Source organism: Paracoccus sp. TOH, from assembly GCF_030388245.1.
In the GTDB taxonomy this organism is placed as follows: domain Bacteria; phylum Pseudomonadota; class Alphaproteobacteria; order Rhodobacterales; family Rhodobacteraceae; genus Paracoccus; species Paracoccus simplex.
In genome coordinates, this window is sequence record NZ_CP098360.1 from 926935 (window position 1) to 947500 (window position 20566).

Here is a 20566-nt window from a genome sequence, read left to right on the forward strand (position 1 = left end):
GATCGGGGCAATCTAGCCCAGTTCGGCCAGAAAGATATAGCCCGCGCCGTAGATCGTCTTGATCAGGCGCGGGTTTTTCGGATCCTCGCCCAGCTTGGTGCGCAGGCGCGAGATGCGCACGTCCATCGCCCGGTCGAAACTTTCGCCCGCCGTGCCGCCCAGCGTCTCCAGCATCTGCGCGCGCGAGATCAGCCGGCGCGGATTGTCGAGAAACAGCCGCAGCACCTCGGCCTCGGCATGGGAGATCGGGGTCTCGGCGCCCTCGGGCGAGGTCAGGGTGTAGCGGTCGAAATCCGCCGCCCAGCCGGCAAAGCGGATCTGCTGGCGGCCGGGGCCGGTCTCGCGCTGCGGCTTGCGCAGCCGGGCGCGGATGCGGGCCACCACCTCGGCCGGCTCGAAGGGCTTGATGATGTAGTCGTCGGCGCCCAGTTCAAGGCCCGTCACCCGGTCCTGCACCTGCGCCCGGCCCGAGATGATGATGATCGCCGCGCCGGATTCGCTGGCCAGCCGGTGCACCAGCGCCAGCCCGTCGCGGTCGGGCAGCCCCAGGTCGATCAGGCAGGCATCGGGCTGGATGCGGCGCAGCGCCGCCTCGAATTCGGTGGCGCGGGCGAAGCCCACGGTGCGGAAGCCCGCCTCCTCCAGCGCGGCGGACAGCAGGCGGCGGATTTCGGGCTCGTCGTCGAGGATGGCGATCAGGGGGGCGTCAGTCATCGGTCTCTGCCATGGCCACGGCCAGTTCGGTGTCGCCAAAGGGCTTGGTCAGGACCGGCCCGTCAAGCCCCGATCTGCGCGGATCGCCCGGCGGCAGCGCCGTCATCAGGATCAGCGGCAGGCCGCGGCCCCGCAGATCGGCGCCCGAACCGTCGCCCAGTTGCAGGTCGGACAGGATCAGCGTCAGGCCGGGAAGATCGGTCAACCCGCGCGCCTCGGACAGCGAGCCGGCCTCGATCACCGAATGGCCCTGGGCGGTCAGCATCTCGCGGATATGGGCGCGGATGGCGTCGTCATCCTCGACCAGCAACACCAGATGCGGGCGGACGGCGCGCAGCGGCAGGCGGATGGTGACCCGCGCGCCACCGGCCTCGGCGTTGGACAGCCGCAATGTGCCGCCCGACAGTTTGATCTGGTCATAGACCATCGACAGGCCCAGGCCGGTGCCGCGGCTGCCCTTGGTGGTGAAGAAGGGCTCGGTGGCCCGCGCCAGCGCCACGGCCGAGAAGCCGGGGCCGGTATCGGTGACCGCGATTTCCAGCCAGCGCCCGGCGGGGCGGATCTCGACGGTGATCCGGCCCCGGCCCTGCATGGCGTCGCGGGCGTTCAGGATCAGGTTGAGCAGCGCGTCCTGCAGCGCGCCGGGATCCAGCATCACCCGTGCCGGCAGCTCGCCGATGCGGCTGTCCAGCGCCACGCCCGCGCCCAGCGTCGGCCGGGTCATCGCCGCCAGATCGTCCAGCATGGCGCGCAGCCCGACCGGCTGCGGCTGGTGCTCGCGCCGTCCGGTCAGCGCCGCCATGCCGTCGAGCAGCCGCACCCCGCGCCGGGCAGCGGCCAGCGTCGCCTGCACGTCCTCGGCCTGCTCCGGCGGCAGCTCGGCGCGGGCCAGCCGGCCCTGCAGGCCCAGGATGATGGTCAGCAGGTTGCCGAAATCATGCGCCAGCCCCGAGGTCATCTGCGCCGCCACCGCACGCTTCGCCGCATGGGTCAGCGCCTCGCGCGCCTGCACCTCGGCGGTGACGTCGGTGGACAGGATATAGACGCCGCGGCCGTTCTGGTCCGGGGTCAGCGCGATGCGGATGCGCCGGCCCGATGGCGGGTGGGTGATCTCGAACACCTGCGGCTGGCCGGCGATGGCGCGATCCAGATGCGGGCGGATGCGGGCGAAGGTCTCGGCCCCCAGCACCGTTTCGCATTGCCGGCCGATGATCGAGGCGTCCGAGCCGGGAAACACCATCGAGATCTGGTTGTTCGAGAAGGTATAGCGATAGTCGCGATCCATATGCGCGATATGGGCCGGGACCATGGCGGTGACATGGCGGGTGCGCGCCTCGGATTCGGTCAGGATGCGCTTGGCCTCCTCCAGCGCGGCATTGGTCGCGGCCAGCGCCCGGTTCGCGGCCGACAGCCGCTCGGCATGGTCCAGCACCAGTTCCGACAGCTCCTCGGAGCGGGCGCGCAGCAGTTCCTCCTGCCGCTTGATCTGGGTGATGTCGGTATAGACCGCGATCCAGCCGCCCTGCGACAGCGGCGCCCCCTCGACCGAGATCCAGCGGCCGTCGGCGCGCTTCCTTTCCATGTAATGCGGCTGGAAGGTGCGGGCCTGGTCGACGCGCTCGCGGATCGCGGTCTCGGGGTCGTCCTGCGGCCCGTATTCGCCGCGATGCACCAGGTAGCGGATGGTGTCCTGGAAGCTGGCGCCGGGCCGGGTCAGTTCGTCCGGCAGGCCGAACATCGCCTGATAGGGACGGTTGCAGACCGCCAGTCGCAACTCGGCGTCGAAGATCGAGATCGCCTGCTGGATCAGGTTCAGCCCCGAACGCGTCAGTTCGGCGTGCCGGTCGTTCGAGGGCATCTCCAATCCTGGCATTGCGCGGTCCCTGTAACAATTCGTAGGATTCGGGAAAAACTGACGCAAGAATTGCCGCTGTAAGCTGTGATTGCCAGAGGGAAGAGGAGTCCGGACGGCAAGGGGAGGAACCATGCAGAACGCTGAGGCGGCCCAGGCCGGTTTGCAGTCTATCCCAGCGTTGCTGGCGCGCAATGCCGAACGGTTCGGCAACCGGCCGGCCTATCGGGAAAAGGAATTCGGGATCTGGCAAAGCTGGACCTGGGCCGAGGCCGCGGCCGAGATCCGCGATCTGGCGCTGGGCTTCCTGGTGCTGGGGCTGAACCGGGGCGATCATGTCGCCATCATCGGCCGCAACCGCCCGGCGCATTACTGGGCCATGGTCGCGGCGCAGATGTGCGGCGCGGTGCCGGTGCCGCTGTATCAGGACGCGGTGGCCGACGAGATGGCCTATGTGCTGGACCATTGCGGCGCCCGCTTCGTCATCTGCGGCGACCAGGAACAGGTGGACAAGGTGCTGGAGGTGGGCGAACGCGCCCCCTCGGTCGAGCATATCGTCTATACCGACAAGCGCGGCATGCGGAAATACGACCATTCCCACATGAACGCGCTGACCGACGTGCAGGCCGAAGGCCGCGCCGCCGCGCAGCGCCTGGGCCATGAGGTGGACGCGCGCACCGCCGCGCTGGGCTATGACGATACCTGCGTGATGCTGTATACCTCGGGCACCACCGGCAAGCCCAAGGGCGTGGTGCTGTCGAACCGCAACATCATCGAGACCGGCCGCAACACCGCCACCTTCGACCATCTGACCGAGCGCGAGGAGGTGCTGGCCTATCTGCCGATGGCCTGGGTCGGCGATTTCATCTTCTCGGTCGGGCAGGCCTATTGGGCCGGCTTCACCGTGAACTGCCCCGAAGGCGCGCATACGATGATGACCGACCTGCGCGAGATCGGCCCGACCTATTTCTTCGCCCCGCCCCGCGTCTTCGAGGGCCAGCTGACCTCGGTGATGATCCGCATGGAGGATGCCGGCCGCATCAAGCGCTGGCTGTTCCGGCATTTCATGGAGGTCGCGCGCCGCGTCGGCCCGGCGCTGCTGGACGGCCGGCCGGTCGGCGGACCGGACCGGCTGCGCTATGCCTTGGGCAATCTGCTGGTCTATGGCCCGCTGAAGAACACCCTGGGCTATTCCCGCATCCGAGTGGGCTATACGGCGGGCGAGGCGATCGGTCCCGAGATCTTCGATTTCTACCGCAGCCTCGGCATCAACCTGAAGCAGCTCTACGGCCAGACCGAGGCCTCGGTCTTTATCACCCAGCAGCCGGACGGGCAGGTGCGCTCGGACACCGTCGGTGTGCCCTCGCCCGGGGTGGAGCTGAGGATCGCCGAGAATGGCGAGGTCTTCTATCGCTCGCCCGGCACTTTTGTGGAATATTACAACAATCCCGACAGCACCGCCTCGACCAAGGATGCCGAGGGCTGGGTGGCGACCGGCGACGCCGGCTTCTTCGAGGAAGGCTCGGGCCATCTGCGCATCATCGACCGCGCCAAGGACGTGGGCCGCATGGCGGACGGCCGGATGTTCGCGCCGAAATATGTCGAGAACAAGCTGAAGTTCTATCCCAACATCCTGGAGGCGGTGGTCTTCGGCGCCGGCCGCGACATGTGCACCGCCTTCATCAACATCGACCTGACCGCGGTCGGCAACTGGGCCGAGCGCAACAACATCGCCTATGCCAGCTATCAGGAACTGGCCGGCCATCCGCAGGTCTATGCCACGATCAAGGACCATGTCGAGGCGGTGAATGAATCCATCGCCCAGGATCCGATGCTCTCGGGTTGCCAGATCAGCCGCTTCCTGGTGCTGCACAAGGAACTGGACCCCGATGATGGCGAGATGACCCGCACCCGCAAGGTGCGCCGCAACATCATCGCCGAGAAATATGCCGACCTGATCGCGGCGCTTTATGACGGGCGCGACACGGTCAGCACCCGCACCGAGGTGACCTACGAGGACGGCCGCAAGGGCGAGATCCGCGCGGTGGTGAAGATCGAGGACGCCCGGACCTTCCCGACCCAAACCATGCAGAAGGTGGCCGCGGAATGACCCAGACGACGACCACTTCCGATGGCCGCCAGATCGGCGGCGTGCTGATGGACCTGAAGAACATCACCCTGCGCTTCGGCGGCGTCACGGCGATCAAGGACATCAGCTTCGACATCCGCGAGGGCGAGATCCGCGCCATCATCGGCCCGAACGGCGCCGGGAAATCCTCGATGCTGAACGTGATCTCGGGCTTCTACGTCCCGCAGGAGGGCGAGATCTGGTTCCGCGGCGCACGGCGCGGTCCGATGAAGCCCTATGAGGTGGCGCGGCTGGGCATCGCCCGCACCTTCCAGAACATCGCGCTGTTCGACGGCATGTCGGTGCTCGACAACATCATGACCGGGCGGCTGAACATGATGAAGGCGCCGATCTGGAGCCAGGCGCTGTGGTGGGGCCGGGCCGAGCGCGAGGAGGTCGCCAACCGCGAGCAGGTCGAGAAGATCATCGACTTCCTCGAGATCCAGAACATCCGCAAGACCCCGGTCGGCCGGCTGCCCTATGGGCTGAAGAAGCGCGTGGAACTGGCCCGGGCGCTGGCGGCCGAGCCGAAGATCCTGCTGCTCGACGAGCCGATGGCCGGCATGAACGTCGAGGAGAAGGAGGACATGTGCCGCTTCATCCTGGACGTGAACGACGAATTCGGCACCACCATCGCGCTGATCGAGCATGACATGGGCGTGGTCATGGACCTGTCGGACCGGGTGGTGGTGATGGATTACGGCCGCAAGATCGGCGACGGCACCCCGGACGAGGTGCGCAGCAATCCCGAGGTCATCAGCGCCTATCTGGGCGTGGAACACGCATAGAGGGCGGGAATGGAGTTTCTTTACGCAAGCGAGATCCTGCTGAACGGCCTGATGGCCGGGGTGATGTATTCGCTGGTCGCCCTGGGCTTCGTGCTGATCTACAAGGCCTCGGGCGTCTTCAACTATGCCCAGGGGGTGATGGCGCTGTTCGCCGCCATGACGCTGGTGGGCATCATGGAGGGCCGGGTGCCTTTCGCGCATCTGATCAACGCCACCTTCGGCGTGCATGTCAGCAGCTTCGGCTGGACCGTGCCGGGGCTGTTCGCCATCGCGCTGACCGCGCTGATCATGGTCGGTCTTGCCATCGCCATCGAGAAGCTGGTGCTGAAGCACCTGGTCGGGCAGGAGCCGATCATCCTGTTCATGGCCACCATCGGCCTGGCCTGGTTCCTGGAGGGCCTGGGCGACGTGATGTGGGGGGCCGACGTCAAGGTGCTGGACGTGGGCCTGCCGCAGGGCATTTCCGAAACCGTCGAGACGGCGACGAACAACTGGCTGGGCTACGGCTTCTTCATCGACCGGCTGGACATCTGGGCCACCCTGATCGCGGCGGTGCTGGTGGCGGCGCTGGTCGGCTTCTCGCAATATACCAAGCAGGGCCGGGCGATGCGCGCCGTGGCCGACGACCACCAGGCGGCGCTGTCGGTGGGCATCAGCCTGCGCTTCATCTGGATCATGGTCTGGTCGATCGCCGGCTTCGTGGCGCTGGTCGCGGGCATCATGTGGGGCACGAAATCGGGGGTGCAGTTCAGCCTGTCGCTGATCGCGCTGAAGGCGCTGCCGGTGCTGATGCTCGGCGGGTTCACCTCGATCCCCGGTGCCATCGTCGGCGGGCTGATCATCGGCATGGGCGAGAAGCTGTTCGAATATTTCGTCGGCCCGATGGTCGGCGGCGCGACCGAGAACTGGTTCGCCTATGTGCTGGCGCTGCTCTTCCTCGTGTTCCGGCCGCAGGGCCTGTTCGGCGAGCGCATCATCGAAAGGGTCTGACCATGGCGCGGGTCGAGGACTCGGGATCGGGTATTTGGAAAACGGTGACACATTCACCGTTTCACAAATACCCGAATGTCGGAACGCACAAGCCGGGAGGGGCGGATGTTTTACCGTGAGGCGGGCGACTTCAAGACGAGCTATCGCGACGATGGCCAGACCTTTCCGATCAGGCTGGATCGCTGGGGCTATTACGCGATCCTGGCCGTGGCCTTCCTGGTCGTGCCCTTGGTCATCGACAGCTACTGGGCCAACGCGGTGCTGGTGCCCTTCCTGATCTATGCCATCGCCGCCATCGGGCTGAACATCCTGACCGGCTATGCCGGGCAGGTCAGCCTGGGCACCGGCGGCTTCATGGCGGTGGGCGCCTATGCGGTCTACAAGCTGATGACCGCCTTTCCCGGCGTGCCGATCGTGATCCATGTCCTGCTGGCCGGGGCGATCACCGCGGTGGTGGGCATGCTTTTCGGCCTGCCCAGCCTGCGGATCAAGGGCTTCTACCTGGCGGTGGCGACGCTGGCGGCGCAGTTCTTCCTGGTCTGGCTGTTCAACAAGGTGCCGTGGTTCTACAACTATTCGGCTTCGGGACAGATCAACGCGCCGGAACGCACCATGTTCGGCTGGGCGGTGACCGGGCCCGCCACCACGGCTTCGGCGAAATACCTGGTCTGCCTGTGTTTCGCCGTGGCCCTGGCCTGGGTGGCGCGCAACCTGACCCGCGGCAGCGTGGGCCGCAAATGGATGGCGATCCGCGACATGGACATCGCGGCCGAGATCATCGGCGTGAACCCGCTGACCGCCAAGCTCTCGGCCTTTGCCGTTTCCAGTTTCTTCGTCGGCATCGCCGGGGCGCTGCTCTTCGCCGTCTATCTGGGCGCGGCCGAGGCCAGCGAGGCCTTCGGCATCAACAAGAGCTTCCTGATCCTGTTCATGGTCATCATCGGCGGCCTGGGCAGCATCTTCGGCAGCTTTGCCGGCGCCGCCTTCCTGGTGCTGCTGCCGGTGTTCCTGAAGAACGTGCTGGTGGCGCAGTTCGGCTGGCCGACCGATCTGGCCGCCCATATCGAGCTGATGATCGTCGGCGCGCTGATCGTCTTCTTCCTGATCGTCGAGCCGCACGGGCTGGCGCGTCTGTGGGCGCTGACGAAGGAGAAGCTGCGGCTCTGGCCGTTCCCGCATTAACGACCGGACAACCGGCGCAACGAAACCCTTGGGGAGGAGACCAAGATGAAACTGAAACTTGCAACTGTCGCGCTGGGCGCCTTCATGGCGGCGGCGCCGGCCATGGCCGATCTGGTGGTGCCGAACCTCAGCTATCGTACCGGGCCCTATGGCGCCAACGGCACGCAGTATGCCGACGGGTTCAACGACTATTTCACCCTGCTGAACGAGCGCGACGGCGGCATCGGCGGCGAGAAGATCCAGACCCCGGAATGCGAGACCGCCTACAATACCGAGAAGGGCGTCGAGTGCTACGAATCGACCAAGGGCTCGGGCGCGCTGGTCTATAACCCGCTGTCCACCGGCATCACCTATCAGCTGATCCCCAAGGTCTCGGCCGACAAGATCCCGCTTTACACGCCGGGCTATGGCCGCACCTCGGCCAAGAACGGCAAGGTCTTCGAATGGGTGTTCAACGCCCCGGCGAACTATTGGGACGGCGCCTCGGTGGCGATCAAGTATCTGCTGGAGCAGAACGGCGGCGATCTGAACGGCAAGAAGATCGCGCTGGTCTATCACAACTCGGCCTATGGCAAGGAGCCGATCCGCACCCTGCAGGACCTGTCGAAGAAACATGGCTTCACCCTGACCGAGCTGCCGGTCGACCCGCCGGGTCAGGAGCAGAAGAGCCAGTGGCTGCAGATCCGCCGCGACAAGCCGGATTACGTGCTGATGTGGGGCTGGGGCGTGATGAACCAGACCGCCATCCAGGAGGCCGCGAACATCCGCTTCCCGATGGAGAATTTCATCGGCATCTGGTGGTCCGGCTCCGAGGTTGACGTGCTGCCGGTGGGCGCCGTCGCCAACGGCTACAAATCGCTGACCTTCAACGGCGTCGGCACCGATTACCCGCTTTACGCCGACATGCAGAAATATGTCGTCGAGCCGGGCAAGGCCTCGCAGGACGGGCAGTTCGTCGGCTCGGCGCTGTATTCGCGCGGCATGTATGCCGCCGTGGTCATCGCCGAGGCGATCAGGAAGGCGCAGGAGCTGGCCGGCACCCCGAAGATCACCGCCGCGCAGCTGCGCGACGGCTTCGAGGCGCTGGACATCACCCCCGCGCGCCTGACCGAGATCGGGCTGCCGGACTTCGGCCCCGAGATCAAGATGAGCTGCGACAACCACGGCGGCAGCGGCATGGCCCGCCTGCAGCAATGGGACGCCTCGGCCAAGAAATGGAGCCTGATCACCGAATTCACCGCCCCCGATCAGGAAATCCTCGATCCGCTGATCCTCGAGGACAGCGAGGCCTATGCCAAGGAAGCCGGCATCACGCCGCGCTGCTGAACCCTTGCCCCGGCGGTGCGCTGCCGGGGCCCATCGACCCGGAGGGAAAGCCCATGTTCGACGCTGCGCCCCAACGCGAGACCCTGCTCGAGGTCAACAATATCGAGGTGATCTACAACCACGTCATCCTGGTGCTGAAGGGCGTCAGCCTGTCGGTGCCCAAGGGCGGCATCACCGCGCTGCTGGGCGGCAACGGCGCGGGCAAGACCACGACGCTGAAGGCGATCTCGAACCTGCTGCATTCCGAGCGCGGCGAGGTCACCAAGGGCACGATCAGCTATCGCGGCGAGCGGGTGCAGGACATGGACCCGGCCAGCCTGGTCAAGAAGGGGGTGATCCAGGTGATGGAGGGCCGCCATTGCTTCGAGCACCTGACCATCGAGGAGAACCTGCTGACCGGCGCCTATACGCGCAGCGACGGCGGCGCGGCGATCCGGCAGGATCTGGAGATGGTCTACAACTATTTCCCCCGCCTCAAGGAGCGGCGGAAAAGCCAGGCCGGCTATACCTCGGGCGGCGAGCAGCAGATGTGCGCCATGGGCCGCGCGCTGATGTCGCGCCCCGAGACCATCCTGCTGGACGAGCCCTCGATGGGGCTGGCGCCGCAGCTGGTCGAGCAGATCTTCGAGATCGTCAAGGCGGTGAACGAGGGCGAGGGCGTGACCTTCCTGCTGGCCGAGCAGAACACCAATGTCGCGCTGCGCTATGCGCATTACGGCTATATCCTGGAAAGCGGCCGGGTGGTGATGGACGGGCCGGCCGAGGCGCTGCGCGAGAACCCGGACGTCAAGGAATTCTATCTCGGCATGTCCGACCAGGGCCGCAAGAGCTTTCGCGACGTGCGGTCCTATCGCCGGCGCAAGCGCTGGCTGGCCTGAGCGCAGAAAGGCATCCCCATGACATTCTATGACGAGCTTGAAACCCGCAGCGCCGACGAGCGGGCACTGTGGCTGGCGGCCGAACTGCCGGCCGCGCTGGCGCGGGCGCGCTCGGCCCCGGCGCTGGCCCGCATCCTGGCCGAGATCGAGCCGGAGGAGATCGCCACGCGCGAGGCGCTGGCCCGGCTGCCGGTGATTCGCAAATCCGAGCTGTCCGAGGCGCAGAAGAAGAAGCCGCCCTTCGGCGGCTTCACCACCCGCCATCCGCACGAGTTCGAGAACATCTACCAAAGCCCCGGCCCGATCTATGAGCCCGGCCGCCGCGGCGAGGACTGGTGGCGCCTCGGTCGCTTCCTGCACGCTGCCGGCGTGGGGGCGGGCGACATCATCCACAATTGCTTCGGCTATCACCTGACCCCGGCCGGGATGATGTTCGAAAGCGCCGCCCGCGCCGTCGGGGCCGCGACCCTGCCGGCCGGGACCGGCCAGACCGAATTGCAGGTGCGGGCCGCGGTCGATATCGGCACCACGGTCTATGCCGGCACCCCGGACTATCTGAAGATCATGCTGGACAAGGCTGCCGAGATGGGCGAGCGGCTGGCGATGACCCGGGCCGTGGTCTCGGGCGGGGCGCTGTTTCCCAGCCTGCGCCAGGCCTATGCGGAACGCGGCATCGCCACCACGCAATGCTATGCCACCGCCGATCTGGGTCTGATCGCCTATGAATCCCCGGCGCAGGAAGGGATGATCGTGGATGAGCGGGTGGTGGTCGAGATCGTCCGTCCCGGCACCGGCGATCCGGTGCCGGATGGCGAGGTGGGCGAAGTCGTCGTCACCACGCTGAACGCCGATTATCCGCTGGTGCGCTTCGCCACCGGCGACCTGTCGGCGGCGATGCCGGGCGAAAGCCCCTGCGGGCGCACCAACATGCGGATTCGCGGCTGGATGGGCCGGGCCGACCAGACCACCAAGATCAAGGGCATGTTCGTCCGGCCCGAGCAGGTCGCGGCCCTGGTCGCCCGCCATCCCGAGATATCACGCGCTCGTGTTGTCGCCGAACGCGCCGGAGAGATGGATGTGATGACGGTGCTGCTGGAAACCCGGGGCGATGATGCGGCAAGATACGAAGGAACGGTGTTGGATACACTGAAACTTCGCGGCCGGGTGGAACTGGTTGCGCCGGGCTCGCTGCCGAATGACGGCAAGGTGATCGAGGACCGGCGCAACTACGACTGAGCACGGCCGCCTCGGAATGAGGTCGCCGCATGCGTATCGTCGCTGTCTGTCTTGCCGTCCTGGCCGGGGCGGCGCCCGCCTGGGCCGAGAATCGCGCCGTCATCATCGGCAATGCCGATTACGAAAGCGCCCCCGACCTGGCCGGCTCGGATACGGCGGCGGCGGCCCGGGCGCTGCGCGAGGCGGGATTCACCACCCAGGACGGCGTCGATCAGCCGGCCGGCGCGCAGCGTCGGGCGCTGGAGGCCCTGGCCCGGGCCGAGGACCGGCCGGGGGCGCGGATCGTCGTGCTGAACGGCCGGTTCCTGCATGACGCGGCCGAGACCTGGTTCATGGGCACCGATGCCGGCGAGCCGGGGGCCCTGGCCGTCGGCCGTCAGGGGGCGCCGCTGTCGCTGGTGATGCGGCTGATGGCCGGGGGCAAGCCGGGTTCGGTGCTGATCCTGGGCACCGACGGGCAGCAGATGCCGCATCGACCGGGGCTGGAGAACGGCATCGGCCTGGCCGAGGCGCCGGCGGGCCTTTCGGTCGTCACCGGCACGCCCGAGGCAGGCGCCCGGGCGCTGGCCGAGCTGCTGCGCGGCCATACGCTGGGCCAGGTGGTGGCTGCAGAGCCGGCGCTGCGGCTGCTGTCGGGTAGCGCCGCCGACCTGGCGCTGCTGGACCGCGGCGGCCGGCGCCCGGTCGTGGTCCCGCAAGCCGCCGAGCGCGAGGCTTGGGCCCGGGCCGCCACCGCCGACAGCGCCGCGGCCTATCGGGATTACCTGTCGGATTTCCCTGGCGGCCTTTATGCCGATGCCGCGCGCGCGCGGCTGGGCCAGGTCGGCGGCGCAGCGGCCCGGCGCGAAAGCGACCGCCAGACCTGGGCCGCGGCGGCGGCCGGGCATACGCCGGCCGGATACGAAACCTATCTGCGGCGCTTCCCCTCGGGCCGTTTCGTCGCGGTGGCCCGCGCCCGGCTGGCCGAGTTGCGGCCGGGGCCCGATACCGCCCCGCAGCCCTCCTCGGCCGCCGCGGCCGAGCGGGCGCTGACCCTGGGCCGGGCCGAGCGCGCCGCCATCCAGCGCCGGCTGGCTGGGCTGGGCCTGCAGCCGGGCCGGGCGGACGGGGTGTTCGGCAGCCGCACCCGCGCGGCCATCGCCGACTGGCAACGGGGAAACCGCCTGCCGGCCACCGGCTACCTGAGCCGGCCGCAGTTGCAGCGACTGGCCGCGCTGGATCAGCAGGCCGAGGCTCAGCAGGATCGCGGCTGGTGGCAGAAGACCGGGGCACATGGCGATGCCGAGGGGCTGCACGCCTATCTGGGCCGCTATCCCCGGGGCATCCATGCCGAAGCCGCCCGCCGCCAGCTGGCCGGGCTGCCCGATGCCGCGCCCGATGCCGCATCCGGTGCCGCACCCGGTGCGCAGGCGCCGCGCGGCGACGAGGCGACCTGGCGCTGGGTGCGCCGGCAGGGCTCGGCCGCGGCGCATGAAACCTATCTGGAACGCTTCCCGGCCGGCCGGCACGCGGAACAGGCACGCGAGCGCCTGGCCACCCTGCGCGCCGGGATCGAGGCGGCCCGGCGCGAGGAACAGGCGTTGCTGCTGAACCCTTCGACCCGCAGGCTGATCGAGGACCGGCTGCGCATCGCCGGCATGCAGCCCGGCGCGGTGGATGGCGAGTTCACCGACGAGACCCGCGAGGCGCTGCGCCGCTATCAGGCGGCGCGCAACCTGCGGGTCACCGGCCATGTCACCCAGCAGACGATATCCAGCCTGCTGTCGGACGTGCTGCGCTGACGCTGACGAAAGGCAGAACTATGCAATTACCGATTTTGGCGGCGATCTTCGTGACCCTGGCGGGGGTCTGCATCGCGGTGCAGGCGCCGATCAACGCGGCGCTGGGGCGCGGGGTGCAAAGCCCGCTGGTCGCGGCGGCGATCTCGTTCGGAGTGGGCTTCGCCATCCTGGCGCTCGCCGCCATCGGCCTGGGGCAGGGCCGGGCCTTCCTGCGCGCCGGCTCGGTCGCGTGGTGGATGTGGGCCGGCGGCGCGCTTGGCGCCTTCTATGTCTGGACCATCGTCTGGACTCTGCCGCGGCTGGGGGCGCTTTCGGCGCTTTGCGCCCTGGCGCTGGGACAGATCGTCGCCGCGATCATCCTGGACCGTAGCGGCGCCTTCGGCCTGCCGCTGCGCGAGATCTCGCTGCCGCGCATCCTGGCGGCGCTGATGGTCGGCGGCGGGCTGGTGCTGTCGCGCTTCTGAGGCTTTCTCCGTTTGGAAAATACCCCGCGGGGGTGCGGGGGCGCGAAGCCCCCGCCAGCGGCCGCGCAGCAGCGGATTGGCTTTGGGGCATGCGCAAAGGAAAACGCCCGCCGCGCGGCCGCGCGACGGGCGTTCCTGATCCGGTGACCGGCGATCTCAGCCCTGGCGGGCCTTGAAGCGCGGGTTGGTCTTGTTGATCACGTAGATGCGGCCCTTGCGGCGCACGATCTGGCAATCGCGGTGGCGGCTCTTGAGCGAGCGGAGCGAATTGCGAACCTTCATCGGTCTTCTCCTATCGCGGCGCATCGCTAGGTCGCGCCTTGGAAACGAAATGCCCCCGGAAAGCCCGGGGGCGCGAATAGAATGGTGGGCGGTACTGGGATCGAACCAGTGGCCACTACGATGTCAACGTAGTGCTCTACCGCTGAGCTAACCGCCCCCTTGACAGGTGATTCTGCCAGCGCCGCTGCCAGATCCCCTTGGTCCGCGTGTCTATATCCACCTCTTTCCGGGGTTTCAAGCCCTCATTCAAGGGCTGTTCACGCTTGCGGATCGCGCTTTAATGGCTTTCATTCCGACTGCCCGCAACGGGCATCGGTTGCAGGCGCGGAACCGAAGGATGAACAGGGAAGAGACCGTCTTCGATCTGATCCGGCCGGGAAAATGGCAGGGCGGGGTGATCTTTGCCTCGCCGCATTCCGGCTGCGCCTATCCCGACTGGTTCCTGGCCGAATCGCGGCTGGACGCGCTGCAGCTGCGCTCCTCCGAGGATGCCTTCGTGGACCGGCTGATCCGGCCGGCGCTGGACCACGGCGCGGCGGTGCTGACGGCGAAGGTGCCGCGCTGCGTCGTGGACCTGAACCGCGGCCCCGAGGAGATCGACCCGCTGGTGGTCGGCGGCACGCTGCCGGGGATGATGAACCCGCGAATCATGGCCGGGCTGGGGGTGATTCCTCGCGTCGTCTCGCAGGGGCGGCCGATCCATGACCGGCCGATCCCGCGCGAGGAGGCCGAACGCCGCATCGCCCGCTTCTGGCATCCCTATCACCGCGCGCTTGCGGCGCTGATCGACGAGGCGGTGGGGCGATTCGGCGGCGCCATCCTGATCGACATGCATTCCATGCCGCGCGACGCGCTGGCACATCTGCCGCGTCCGCGCCCGGACATGGTGCTGGGCGACCGCAACGGCGTGTCGGCCGCGCCCCGGATCAGCGCCGGTGTGGCCGCGGCGGTCGCGGCCGAGGGCTTTCGCGTCCGCCGCAACTCGCCCTTTTCCGGCGCCTATATCACCGCGACCTATGGCCGGCCGCGCAACAATGTCCATGTGGTGCAGTTGGAACTGGACCGCTCTCTCTACATGGACGAGAGCCGGGTCGAGCCGCGCGCCGATTTCGACCTGTTCCAGGCCCGTTTCACCCGCGTCGTCGAAAGGCTGGCGCGGCTGCGCCCGGACGCCGGCGATGCGGCCATCGCCGCCGAATGAACCCAGGGAAAAGGACCGCCGATGCCGCCCGAAATTTCCGACCTGCTGAGCCAGAACATCGCCCTGATCGTCCTGGCGGTGGTGATCTTCCTGGCGGTCAGCACCGCCGTCCGCATCGTCCCGCAATCCGAGAAATACGTGGTCGAGCGCTTCGGCCGGCTGCATGCGGTGCTGGGGCCGGGGATCAACTTCATCGTGCCGTTCCTTGACCGGGTGGCGCATCGCATCTCGGTGCTGGAGCGGCAGCTGCCGACCTCGCGCCAGGATGCGATCACGGCGGACAACGTGCTGGTGCAGGTGGAAACCAGCGTGTTCTACCGCATCATCGAGCCGGAAAAGACCGTCTATCGCATCCGCGACGTGGACGCGGCGATCACCACCACGGTCGCCGGCATCGTGCGCTCGGAAATCGGCACGATGGAGCTGGACCAGGTGCAGTCGAATCGCGCCCGGCTGATCGAGCGCATCCGCGAATCGCTGGCCAATATCGTCGATGACTGGGGCATCGAGGTGACGCGGGCCGAGATCCTGGACGTGAACCTGGACGAGGCCACCCGCGCCGCCATGCTGCAGCAGCTCAATGCCGAGCGCGCCCGCCGCGCCCAGGTCACCGAGGCCGAGGGCAAGCGGCGTGCCGTCGAACTGGCCGCCGATGGCGAGCTTTACGCCGCGGAACAGCAGGCCAAGGCCAAGCGCGTGCTGGCCGATGCCGAGGCCTATGCCACCAATGCCATCGCCGGCGCGATTCGCGACGGCGGCATCGAGGCGGCGCAATACCAGGTCGCCATGCGCCAGGTCGAGGTGCTGGCCGAGGTCGGCAAGGGCCAGGGCAAGCAGACGCTGATCGTCCCCGCCTCGGCCGTCGAGGCGCTTGGCGACGCGTTCAAGCTGTTCCGCGGGGCCAGGCCATGATGAACGGCTGGTTCTGGATTATCGCGGCACTGGTCCTGGCCGGGGCCGAGATCGTGCTGCCCGGCTGGTTCTTCCTGGGCGCCGCCATCGCGGTCGGGCTGATGGGGCTGGCGCTGCTGATCGGGCTCTGGACCGGCGGGCTGCCGATGGCGCTGGTGGTCACGGCGGTGCTGACCGGGGCGATCTGGCTGGTCCTGCGCCGGATCTTCGGCAGCAATCGCGGCGAGGTGCGGCGCTGGACCCGCGACATCAACGACAACTAGGCTTCATCGGTGCCAAGCTGGTGCTGATCCATGCCGGGCGGCTGCTGGCCTGCCTGCGCGACGATTTCGCCTGGATTCCCTTTCCGGCGCATTGGGATCTGCCCGGCGGCGGCGCCGAGCCGGGGGAAACCCCGGTCGAATGCGCCCTGCGCGAATTGCACGAGGAATTCGGTCTGCGGCTTTCCCCCGACCGGCTGCGCGGCCGGGCCTTCGCGTCGTGGAACGATCCGGCGCGGCTGTCCTGGATGTTTCACGGCAGCATCGCGGAGCCCGAGATCGCCGCGATCCGCTTTGGCGACGAGGGGCAGGAATGGCGGATGATGCCGGTGGCGGAATTCGTCCGCCATCCGCGCGCCGTGCCGCATTTTCGGGAAAGGGTGGCGCTGATCCTTGCCGATGCCGGGCCGGGGATTTGAAAAACGCCGCTGCCTGTGCATGATCCCGGCATCAGCAAGGAGGCATGGAATGTCCCGCATGCAGCTATACCGTCGCAACGGCTGGGGCTCGGCCATCGTCGAGTTGCAGCTGGCGCATTACGGGCTGGAGGCCGATGCCGTCGAGGTGGCCGACCTGTTCATCGACCAGGAAGCCCGCCGCGACCTGATGCGGATCAGCCCGGCCGGGCAGATCCCGGTGCTGATCCTGCCTGACGGCCGGGTGCTGTCGGAAAGCGCGGCGATCACCCTGCATCTGGCCGATCTGACCGGGCGCGACGACCTGGTGCCGGCCGCCGCCGCCCAGGAACGGCCGCGCTTCCTGCGCTGGCTGATCTTCCTGGTGGCGCAGGTCTATCCCTGTTTCACCTTCGGCGACGATCCGGCGCGCTTCCTGAGCGACAAGGCGGCGCAGCAGGAACTGGGCGAGGCCACCACCGCGCGGCTGCAGGAGCTGTGGAGCACGCTGGAAGGCGTCGTGGGTGCGCCCTGGTTCCTGGGCGAGCGCTTCTCGGCGCTGGACATCTACCTGGCGGCGATGAGCAACTGGAAACCCGGCCCGGACTGGTTCCGGGCGAACGCGCCCAAGGTCTGGTCCATCGCCAGCGCCACGGCGGCGCGCGAGGATCTGGCGCCGGTCTTCCGGCGCAATTTCGGCTGAGATCAGAGCCCGGCCAGTTCCGCCTGGATCGCCTGCGCCGCGGCACGGGGGTCGGCGGCCTGCCAGATCGGCCGGCCGACGACGATATGGTCGGCGCCGTTGGCGATGGCGGTGGCGGGCGTCTCGATCCGCTTCTGGTCGCCCGCGTCGCTGCCCGCCGGCCGCACGCCGGGGGTGACGATCAGCCGGCCCGCCGATTCCGGCAGGGCGCGGATCAGCGCGGCCTCGCGCGGGCTGGCGATGACGCCGTCGGCCCCGGCCTCGAAGGCGCGGGCGGCGCGGGTCGCGACGATCTCGGCCAGGTCGCCGGGCACGATCAGCCCGGCATCCAGGTCGGCGCGGTCCAGCGAGGTCAGGATGGTCACGGCGAGGATCTTCAGGTTCGACCCGGCCGCGCCCTGTTTCGCCGCCCGCACCACATGCGGATCGCCATGCACGGTCAGGAAGTCGAGGTCGTATTGCGCGATGCCCTTGACCGCCGCCTGCACGGTCGCGCCGATGTCGAAGAACTTCATGTCCAGGAAGATGCGCTTGCCGTGCTCTTGCTTCAGTTCGTTGGCGAGCGCGAGGCCGCCGCCGGTCAGCATGCCCAGCCCGATCTTGTAGAAACTGGCGGCGTCGCCGATCTTCTGGGCCAGCTCCAGCCCGGCCAGCGCATTCGGCACGTCCAGCGCCACGATCAGACGGTCGTCCATGGTTTTCCTCACTGCGACAAACGGCCCGCTTATAGGCGGGAACCGGCTGTCTTGAAACCCCGTTTCGTTCTGCCCATGTGACAGGCAGGACCCGAGCCGGATCGTGCCAATGCGGGCGATCCAAAGCGGGGGCTGAGGAAAGGATTTTCATATGGATATGGAAAAATTCACGGAACGGTCGCGCGGTTTTCTGCAGGCGGCGCAGACCATCGCCATCCGCGAGGAAAACCAGCGCGTGATGCCCGAGCATCTGCTGAAGGCGCTGATGGATGACGATCAGGGCTTTGCCAGCAATCTGATCGCGCGGGCCGGGGGCGACGCCCAGGCCGTGCGCCAGGCCGTCGACCAGGCGGTGGCCAAGCAGCCCAAGGTCAGCGGCGGGCAGGGGCAGGTCTATGTCGATCCCTCGCTGGTGCGCGTGCTGGACGAGGCCGAGAAGCTGGCCAAGAAGGCCGGCGACAGTTTCGTGCCGGCCGAGCGGGTGTTGACCGCGCTGGCCGTCGTCAACACCAATGCGCGCGACGCGCTGACGGCCGGCAAGGTGACGGCGCAGGCGCTGAACGCGGCGATCAACGACATCCGCAAGGGCCGCACCGCCGACACGGCCAGCGCCGAGGACAGCTATGAAGCGTTGTCGAAATACGGCCGCAACCTGACCGAGGCCGCGGCCGAGGGCAAGATCGACCCGATCATCGGCCGGGACGAGGAAATCCGCCGCGCCATGCAGGTGCTGTCGCGTCGCACCAAGAACAACCCGGTGCTGATCGGCGAGCCCGGCGTTGGCAAGACCGCCATCGCCGAGGGCCTGGCGCTGCGCATCATCGACGGCGACGTGCCGGAAAGCCTGCGCAATAAGCAGCTCTGGGCGCTGGACATGGGCGCCCTGATCGCCGGCGCGAAATACCGCGGCGAGTTCGAGGAGCGGCTGAAGGCGGTGCTGAAGGAGATCGAGAGCGCCGCCGGCGAGATCGTGCTGTTCATCGACGAGCTGCATGTGCTGGTCGGTGCCGGCAAGACCGATGGCGCCATGGATGCCGCGAACCTGATCAAGCCGGCGCTGGCGCGGGGCGAATTGCATTGCGTCGGCGCCACCACGCTGGACGAATACCGCAAGTATATCGAAAAGGACGCGGCGCTGGCCCGGCGTTTCCAGCCCGTCATGGTGCTGGAGCCGACGGTCGAGGACACGATCAGCATCCTGCGCGGCATCAAGGAGAAGTATGAGTTGCATCACGGTGTCCGCATCAGCGACGCCGCGCTGGTGGCTGCCGCGACGCTGTCGCATCGCTACATCACCGACCGCTTCCTGCCCGACAAGGCCATCGACCTGGTGGACGAGGCGGCGAGCCGGCTGCGCATGGAGGTGGACAGCAAGCCCGAGGAGCTGGACCAGCTGGATCGCCAGATCCTGCAGATGCAGATCGAGGCCGAGGCGCTGAAGAAGGAAGACGACGCCGCCTCCCAGGACCGGCTGGAGAAGCTGGAGAAGCAGCTCTCCGAGTTGCAGGAGAAATCCGCGACCATGACCGCGCGCTGGCAGGCCGAACGCGACCGGCTGGAGGGCTCGCGCCACCTGAAGGAACAGCTCGACCGCGCCCGCGCCGAGCTGGACCAGGCCAAGCGCGAGGGCAACCTGGCCCGCGCCGGCGAGCTCAGCTATGGCATCATTCCCGGCCTCGAGCGGCAACTGGCCGAATCCGAAGGCAGCGAGGACGGTCCGATGGTCGAGGAAGCCGTGCGCCCCGAGCAGATTGCCGAGGTGGTGGAACGCTGGACCGGCATCCCCACCAGCAAGATGCTGGAGGGCGAGCGCGAGAAGCTGTTGAAGATGGAGGAGGTGCTGGGCAAGCGCGTCATCGGCCAGTCCGAGGCGGTGACGGCCGTCTCCAACGCCGTGCGCCGGGCGCGGGCCGGGCTGAACGATCCCAAGCGGCCGCTGGGCAGCTTCCTGTTCCTGGGTCCGACCGGGGTCGGCAAGACCGAGCTGACCAAGGCCATCGCCGAATACCTGTTCGACGATGACTCGGCGATGGTCCGCATCGACATGTCCGAGTTCATGGAGAAACACTCGGTCGCGCGGCTGATCGGCGCGCCTCCGGGCTATGTCGGCTATGACGAGGGCGGCGTGCTGACCGAGGCGGTGCGGCGGCGTCCCTATCAGGTGATCCTGTTCGACGAGGTCGAAAAGGCGCATCCGGACGTGTTCAACGTGCTGCTGCAGGTGCTGGACGACGGCCAGCTGACCGACGGCCAGGGTCGGACGGTGGACTTCAAGCAGACGCTGATCGTGCTGACCTCGAACCTGGGGGCGCAGGCGCTGTCGGCGCTGCCCGAGGGGGCCGATTCGAGCCAGGCGCGGACGCAGGTGATGGATGCGGTGCGGGCGCATTTCCGGCCCGAATTCCTGAACCGGCTGGACGAGATCATCATCTTCCACCGGCTGACGCGCGAAAACATGGACGGCATCGTCAAGATCCAGCTCTGGCAGCTGGAAAGCCGGCTGGCGCAGCACAAGATCGGGCTGGAGCTGGACGAGGCGGCGCTGAAATGGCTGGCGGACGAGGGCTACGACCCGGTCTTCGGTGCCCGGCCGCTGAAGCGGGTGATGCAGCGCAGCCTGCAGAACCCGCTGGCCGAGATGATCCTGGCCGGAGAGGTTCTGGATGGCCAGACCGTGCATGTCAGCGCCGGCCCCGAAGGGCTGATGGTGGGCAACCGTGTGACCACGGCGCATCTGGGTTCCGCGGGTGACAGCGGGCCGCGGGTGCCGCTGCACTGA

At 67.9% G+C, this 20566-nt stretch carries 19 protein-coding genes and 1 tRNA gene; 15 read left to right on the forward strand and 5 right to left on the reverse strand.

The genetic code is table 11. The features are described 5' to 3' along the window. Positions 1-12: 12 nt before the first annotated feature. Both NBE95_RS04550 and NBE95_RS04555 read right to left on the reverse strand, forming a co-directional pair. Positions 13-714 (reverse strand): response regulator transcription factor, encoded by a 702-nt coding sequence (locus tag NBE95_RS04550; protein ID WP_289894683.1) that lies wholly within the window; start codon positions 712-714, stop codon positions 13-15. Beyond that, positions 707-2587, reverse strand: a complete 1881-nt coding sequence (locus NBE95_RS04555; protein ID WP_289894684.1) for a PAS-domain containing protein — start codon at positions 2585-2587, stop codon at positions 707-709. Before NBE95_RS04555 ends, NBE95_RS04550 begins: the two co-directional genes overlap by 8 nt. Positions 2588-2699: 112 nt before the next feature. On the opposite strand from NBE95_RS04555, the gene NBE95_RS04560 reads away from it, so the two are divergent. The 9 genes from NBE95_RS04560 to NBE95_RS04600 all read left to right on the forward strand — a co-directional run bounded on the left by NBE95_RS04560 (position 2700) and on the right by NBE95_RS04600 (position 13339). Next, positions 2700-4676 (forward strand): AMP-binding protein, encoded by a 1977-nt coding sequence (locus NBE95_RS04560; RefSeq protein WP_289894685.1) that lies wholly within the window; start codon positions 2700-2702, stop codon positions 4674-4676. Beyond that, positions 4673-5482, forward strand: coding sequence for an ABC transporter ATP-binding protein (locus tag NBE95_RS04565; protein ID WP_289894686.1), 810 nt, complete (start codon positions 4673-4675; stop codon positions 5480-5482). Before NBE95_RS04560 ends, NBE95_RS04565 begins: the two co-directional genes overlap by 4 nt. Positions 5483-5491: 9 nt before the next feature. Further along, positions 5492-6472 (forward strand): branched-chain amino acid ABC transporter permease, encoded by a 981-nt coding sequence (locus NBE95_RS04570; protein WP_289894687.1) that lies wholly within the window; start codon positions 5492-5494, stop codon positions 6470-6472. 105 nt (positions 6473-6577) lie between these two features. After that, positions 6578-7654, forward strand: coding sequence for a branched-chain amino acid ABC transporter permease (locus NBE95_RS04575; RefSeq protein ID WP_289894688.1), 1077 nt, complete (start codon positions 6578-6580; stop codon positions 7652-7654). Positions 7655-7699: 45 nt separating this feature from the next. After that, positions 7700-8980 (forward strand): ABC transporter substrate-binding protein, encoded by a 1281-nt coding sequence (locus tag NBE95_RS04580; RefSeq protein WP_019351309.1) that lies wholly within the window; start codon positions 7700-7702, stop codon positions 8978-8980. A gap of 53 nt (positions 8981-9033) precedes the next feature. Further along, positions 9034-9858: an ABC transporter ATP-binding protein gene (locus NBE95_RS04585; protein ID WP_019351308.1), complete on the forward strand. Its 825-nt coding sequence runs from the start codon at positions 9034-9036 to the stop codon at positions 9856-9858. An 18-nt stretch (positions 9859-9876) separates the two neighbouring features. Further along, a complete protein-coding gene (locus tag NBE95_RS04590; protein WP_289894689.1) occupies positions 9877-11094 on the forward strand; it encodes a phenylacetate--CoA ligase family protein in 1218 nt (405 codons plus the stop codon). Positions 11095-11123: 29 nt separating this feature from the next. Then, on the forward strand, positions 11124-12875 hold the full coding sequence (locus tag NBE95_RS04595; RefSeq protein ID WP_289894690.1) for a peptidoglycan-binding domain-containing protein: 1752 nt from the start codon (positions 11124-11126) through the stop codon (positions 12873-12875). Positions 12876-12895: 20 nt separating this feature from the next. Then, positions 12896-13339, forward strand: coding sequence for a DMT family transporter (locus tag NBE95_RS04600; RefSeq protein ID WP_289894691.1), 444 nt, complete (start codon positions 12896-12898; stop codon positions 13337-13339). A 156-nt stretch (positions 13340-13495) separates the two neighbouring features. Here the strand turns inward: NBE95_RS04600 and ykgO are convergent, their stop codons facing one another. Both ykgO and NBE95_RS04610 read right to left on the reverse strand, forming a co-directional pair. After that, positions 13496-13621 carry a type B 50S ribosomal protein L36 gene (gene ykgO / locus NBE95_RS04605; RefSeq protein ID WP_017998967.1) on the reverse strand — a complete coding sequence of 42 codons (126 nt, stop codon included), beginning with the start codon at positions 13619-13621 and terminating at the stop codon, positions 13496-13498. A gap of 82 nt (positions 13622-13703) precedes the next feature. After that, positions 13704-13778, reverse strand: a tRNA-Val gene (locus NBE95_RS04610). A 180-nt stretch (positions 13779-13958) separates the two neighbouring features. On the opposite strand from NBE95_RS04610, the gene NBE95_RS04615 reads away from it, so the two are divergent. Genes NBE95_RS04615 through NBE95_RS04635 form a run of 5 tightly spaced genes read left to right on the forward strand, consistent with a single transcriptional unit; the run spans position 13959 to position 17092 of the window. Further along, on the forward strand, positions 13959-14822 hold the full coding sequence (locus tag NBE95_RS04615; protein ID WP_289894692.1) for an N-formylglutamate amidohydrolase: 864 nt from the start codon (positions 13959-13961) through the stop codon (positions 14820-14822). Between the two features lie 21 nt (positions 14823-14843). After that, the gene (locus tag NBE95_RS04620) at positions 14844-15734 is read left to right on the forward strand and encodes an SPFH domain-containing protein (protein ID WP_289894693.1); all 891 of its coding nucleotides are present in this window, start codon (positions 14844-14846) and stop codon (positions 15732-15734) included. Then, entirely contained in the window at positions 15731-15997 is a 267-nt protein-coding gene (locus tag NBE95_RS04625) for a hypothetical protein (protein ID WP_289894694.1), read from the forward strand. Before NBE95_RS04620 ends, NBE95_RS04625 begins: the two co-directional genes overlap by 4 nt. A gap of 20 nt (positions 15998-16017) precedes the next feature. After that, entirely contained in the window at positions 16018-16413 is a 396-nt protein-coding gene (locus NBE95_RS04630) for an NUDIX hydrolase (RefSeq protein WP_289894695.1), read from the forward strand. Positions 16414-16462: 49 nt separating this feature from the next. Beyond that, a complete protein-coding gene (locus tag NBE95_RS04635) occupies positions 16463-17092 on the forward strand; it encodes a glutathione S-transferase family protein (RefSeq protein ID WP_289894696.1) in 630 nt (209 codons plus the stop codon). 2 nt (positions 17093-17094) lie between these two features. Here NBE95_RS04635 and pyrF read toward each other — a convergent pair whose 3' ends face one another. Continuing rightward, positions 17095-17787: an orotidine-5'-phosphate decarboxylase gene (gene pyrF, locus NBE95_RS04640; RefSeq protein ID WP_289894697.1), complete on the reverse strand. Its 693-nt coding sequence runs from the start codon at positions 17785-17787 to the stop codon at positions 17095-17097. Between the two features lie 151 nt (positions 17788-17938). On the opposite strand from pyrF, the gene clpB reads away from it, so the two are divergent. Further along, positions 17939-20566, forward strand: coding sequence for an ATP-dependent chaperone ClpB (gene clpB, locus NBE95_RS04645; protein WP_289894698.1), 2628 nt, complete (start codon positions 17939-17941; stop codon positions 20564-20566).

Coding starts and splice junctions, on each gene's coding strand:
- NBE95_RS04575 (WP_289894688.1), top strand. CDS start 6,578: ATGTTTTACCGTGAGGCGGGCGACTTCAAGACGAGCTATCGCGACGAT.
- NBE95_RS04590 (WP_289894689.1), top strand. CDS start 9,877: ATGACATTCTATGACGAGCTTGAAACCCGCAGCGCCGACGAGCGGGCA.
- NBE95_RS04550 (WP_289894683.1), bottom strand. CDS start 714: ATGACTGACGCCCCCCTGATCGCCATCCTCGACGACGAGCCCGAAATC.
- ykgO (WP_017998967.1), bottom strand. CDS start 13,621: ATGAAGGTTCGCAATTCGCTCCGCTCGCTCAAGAGCCGCCACCGCGAT.
- NBE95_RS04585 (WP_019351308.1), top strand. CDS start 9,034: ATGTTCGACGCTGCGCCCCAACGCGAGACCCTGCTCGAGGTCAACAAT.
- NBE95_RS04595 (WP_289894690.1), top strand. CDS start 11,124: ATGCGTATCGTCGCTGTCTGTCTTGCCGTCCTGGCCGGGGCGGCGCCC.
- NBE95_RS04625 (WP_289894694.1), top strand. CDS start 15,731: ATGATGAACGGCTGGTTCTGGATTATCGCGGCACTGGTCCTGGCCGGG.
- NBE95_RS04615 (WP_289894692.1), top strand. CDS start 13,959: ATGAACAGGGAAGAGACCGTCTTCGATCTGATCCGGCCGGGAAAATGG.
- clpB (WP_289894698.1), top strand. CDS start 17,939: ATGGATATGGAAAAATTCACGGAACGGTCGCGCGGTTTTCTGCAGGCG.
- NBE95_RS04600 (WP_289894691.1), top strand. CDS start 12,896: ATGCAATTACCGATTTTGGCGGCGATCTTCGTGACCCTGGCGGGGGTC.
- NBE95_RS04580 (WP_019351309.1), top strand. CDS start 7,700: ATGAAACTGAAACTTGCAACTGTCGCGCTGGGCGCCTTCATGGCGGCG.
- NBE95_RS04620 (WP_289894693.1), top strand. CDS start 14,844: ATGCCGCCCGAAATTTCCGACCTGCTGAGCCAGAACATCGCCCTGATC.
- NBE95_RS04570 (WP_289894687.1), top strand. CDS start 5,492: ATGGAGTTTCTTTACGCAAGCGAGATCCTGCTGAACGGCCTGATGGCC.
- NBE95_RS04555 (WP_289894684.1), bottom strand. CDS start 2,587: ATGCCAGGATTGGAGATGCCCTCGAACGACCGGCACGCCGAACTGACG.
- NBE95_RS04635 (WP_289894696.1), top strand. CDS start 16,463: ATGTCCCGCATGCAGCTATACCGTCGCAACGGCTGGGGCTCGGCCATC.
- NBE95_RS04560 (WP_289894685.1), top strand. CDS start 2,700: ATGCAGAACGCTGAGGCGGCCCAGGCCGGTTTGCAGTCTATCCCAGCG.
- pyrF (WP_289894697.1), bottom strand. CDS start 17,787: ATGGACGACCGTCTGATCGTGGCGCTGGACGTGCCGAATGCGCTGGCC.
- NBE95_RS04565 (WP_289894686.1), top strand. CDS start 4,673: ATGACCCAGACGACGACCACTTCCGATGGCCGCCAGATCGGCGGCGTG.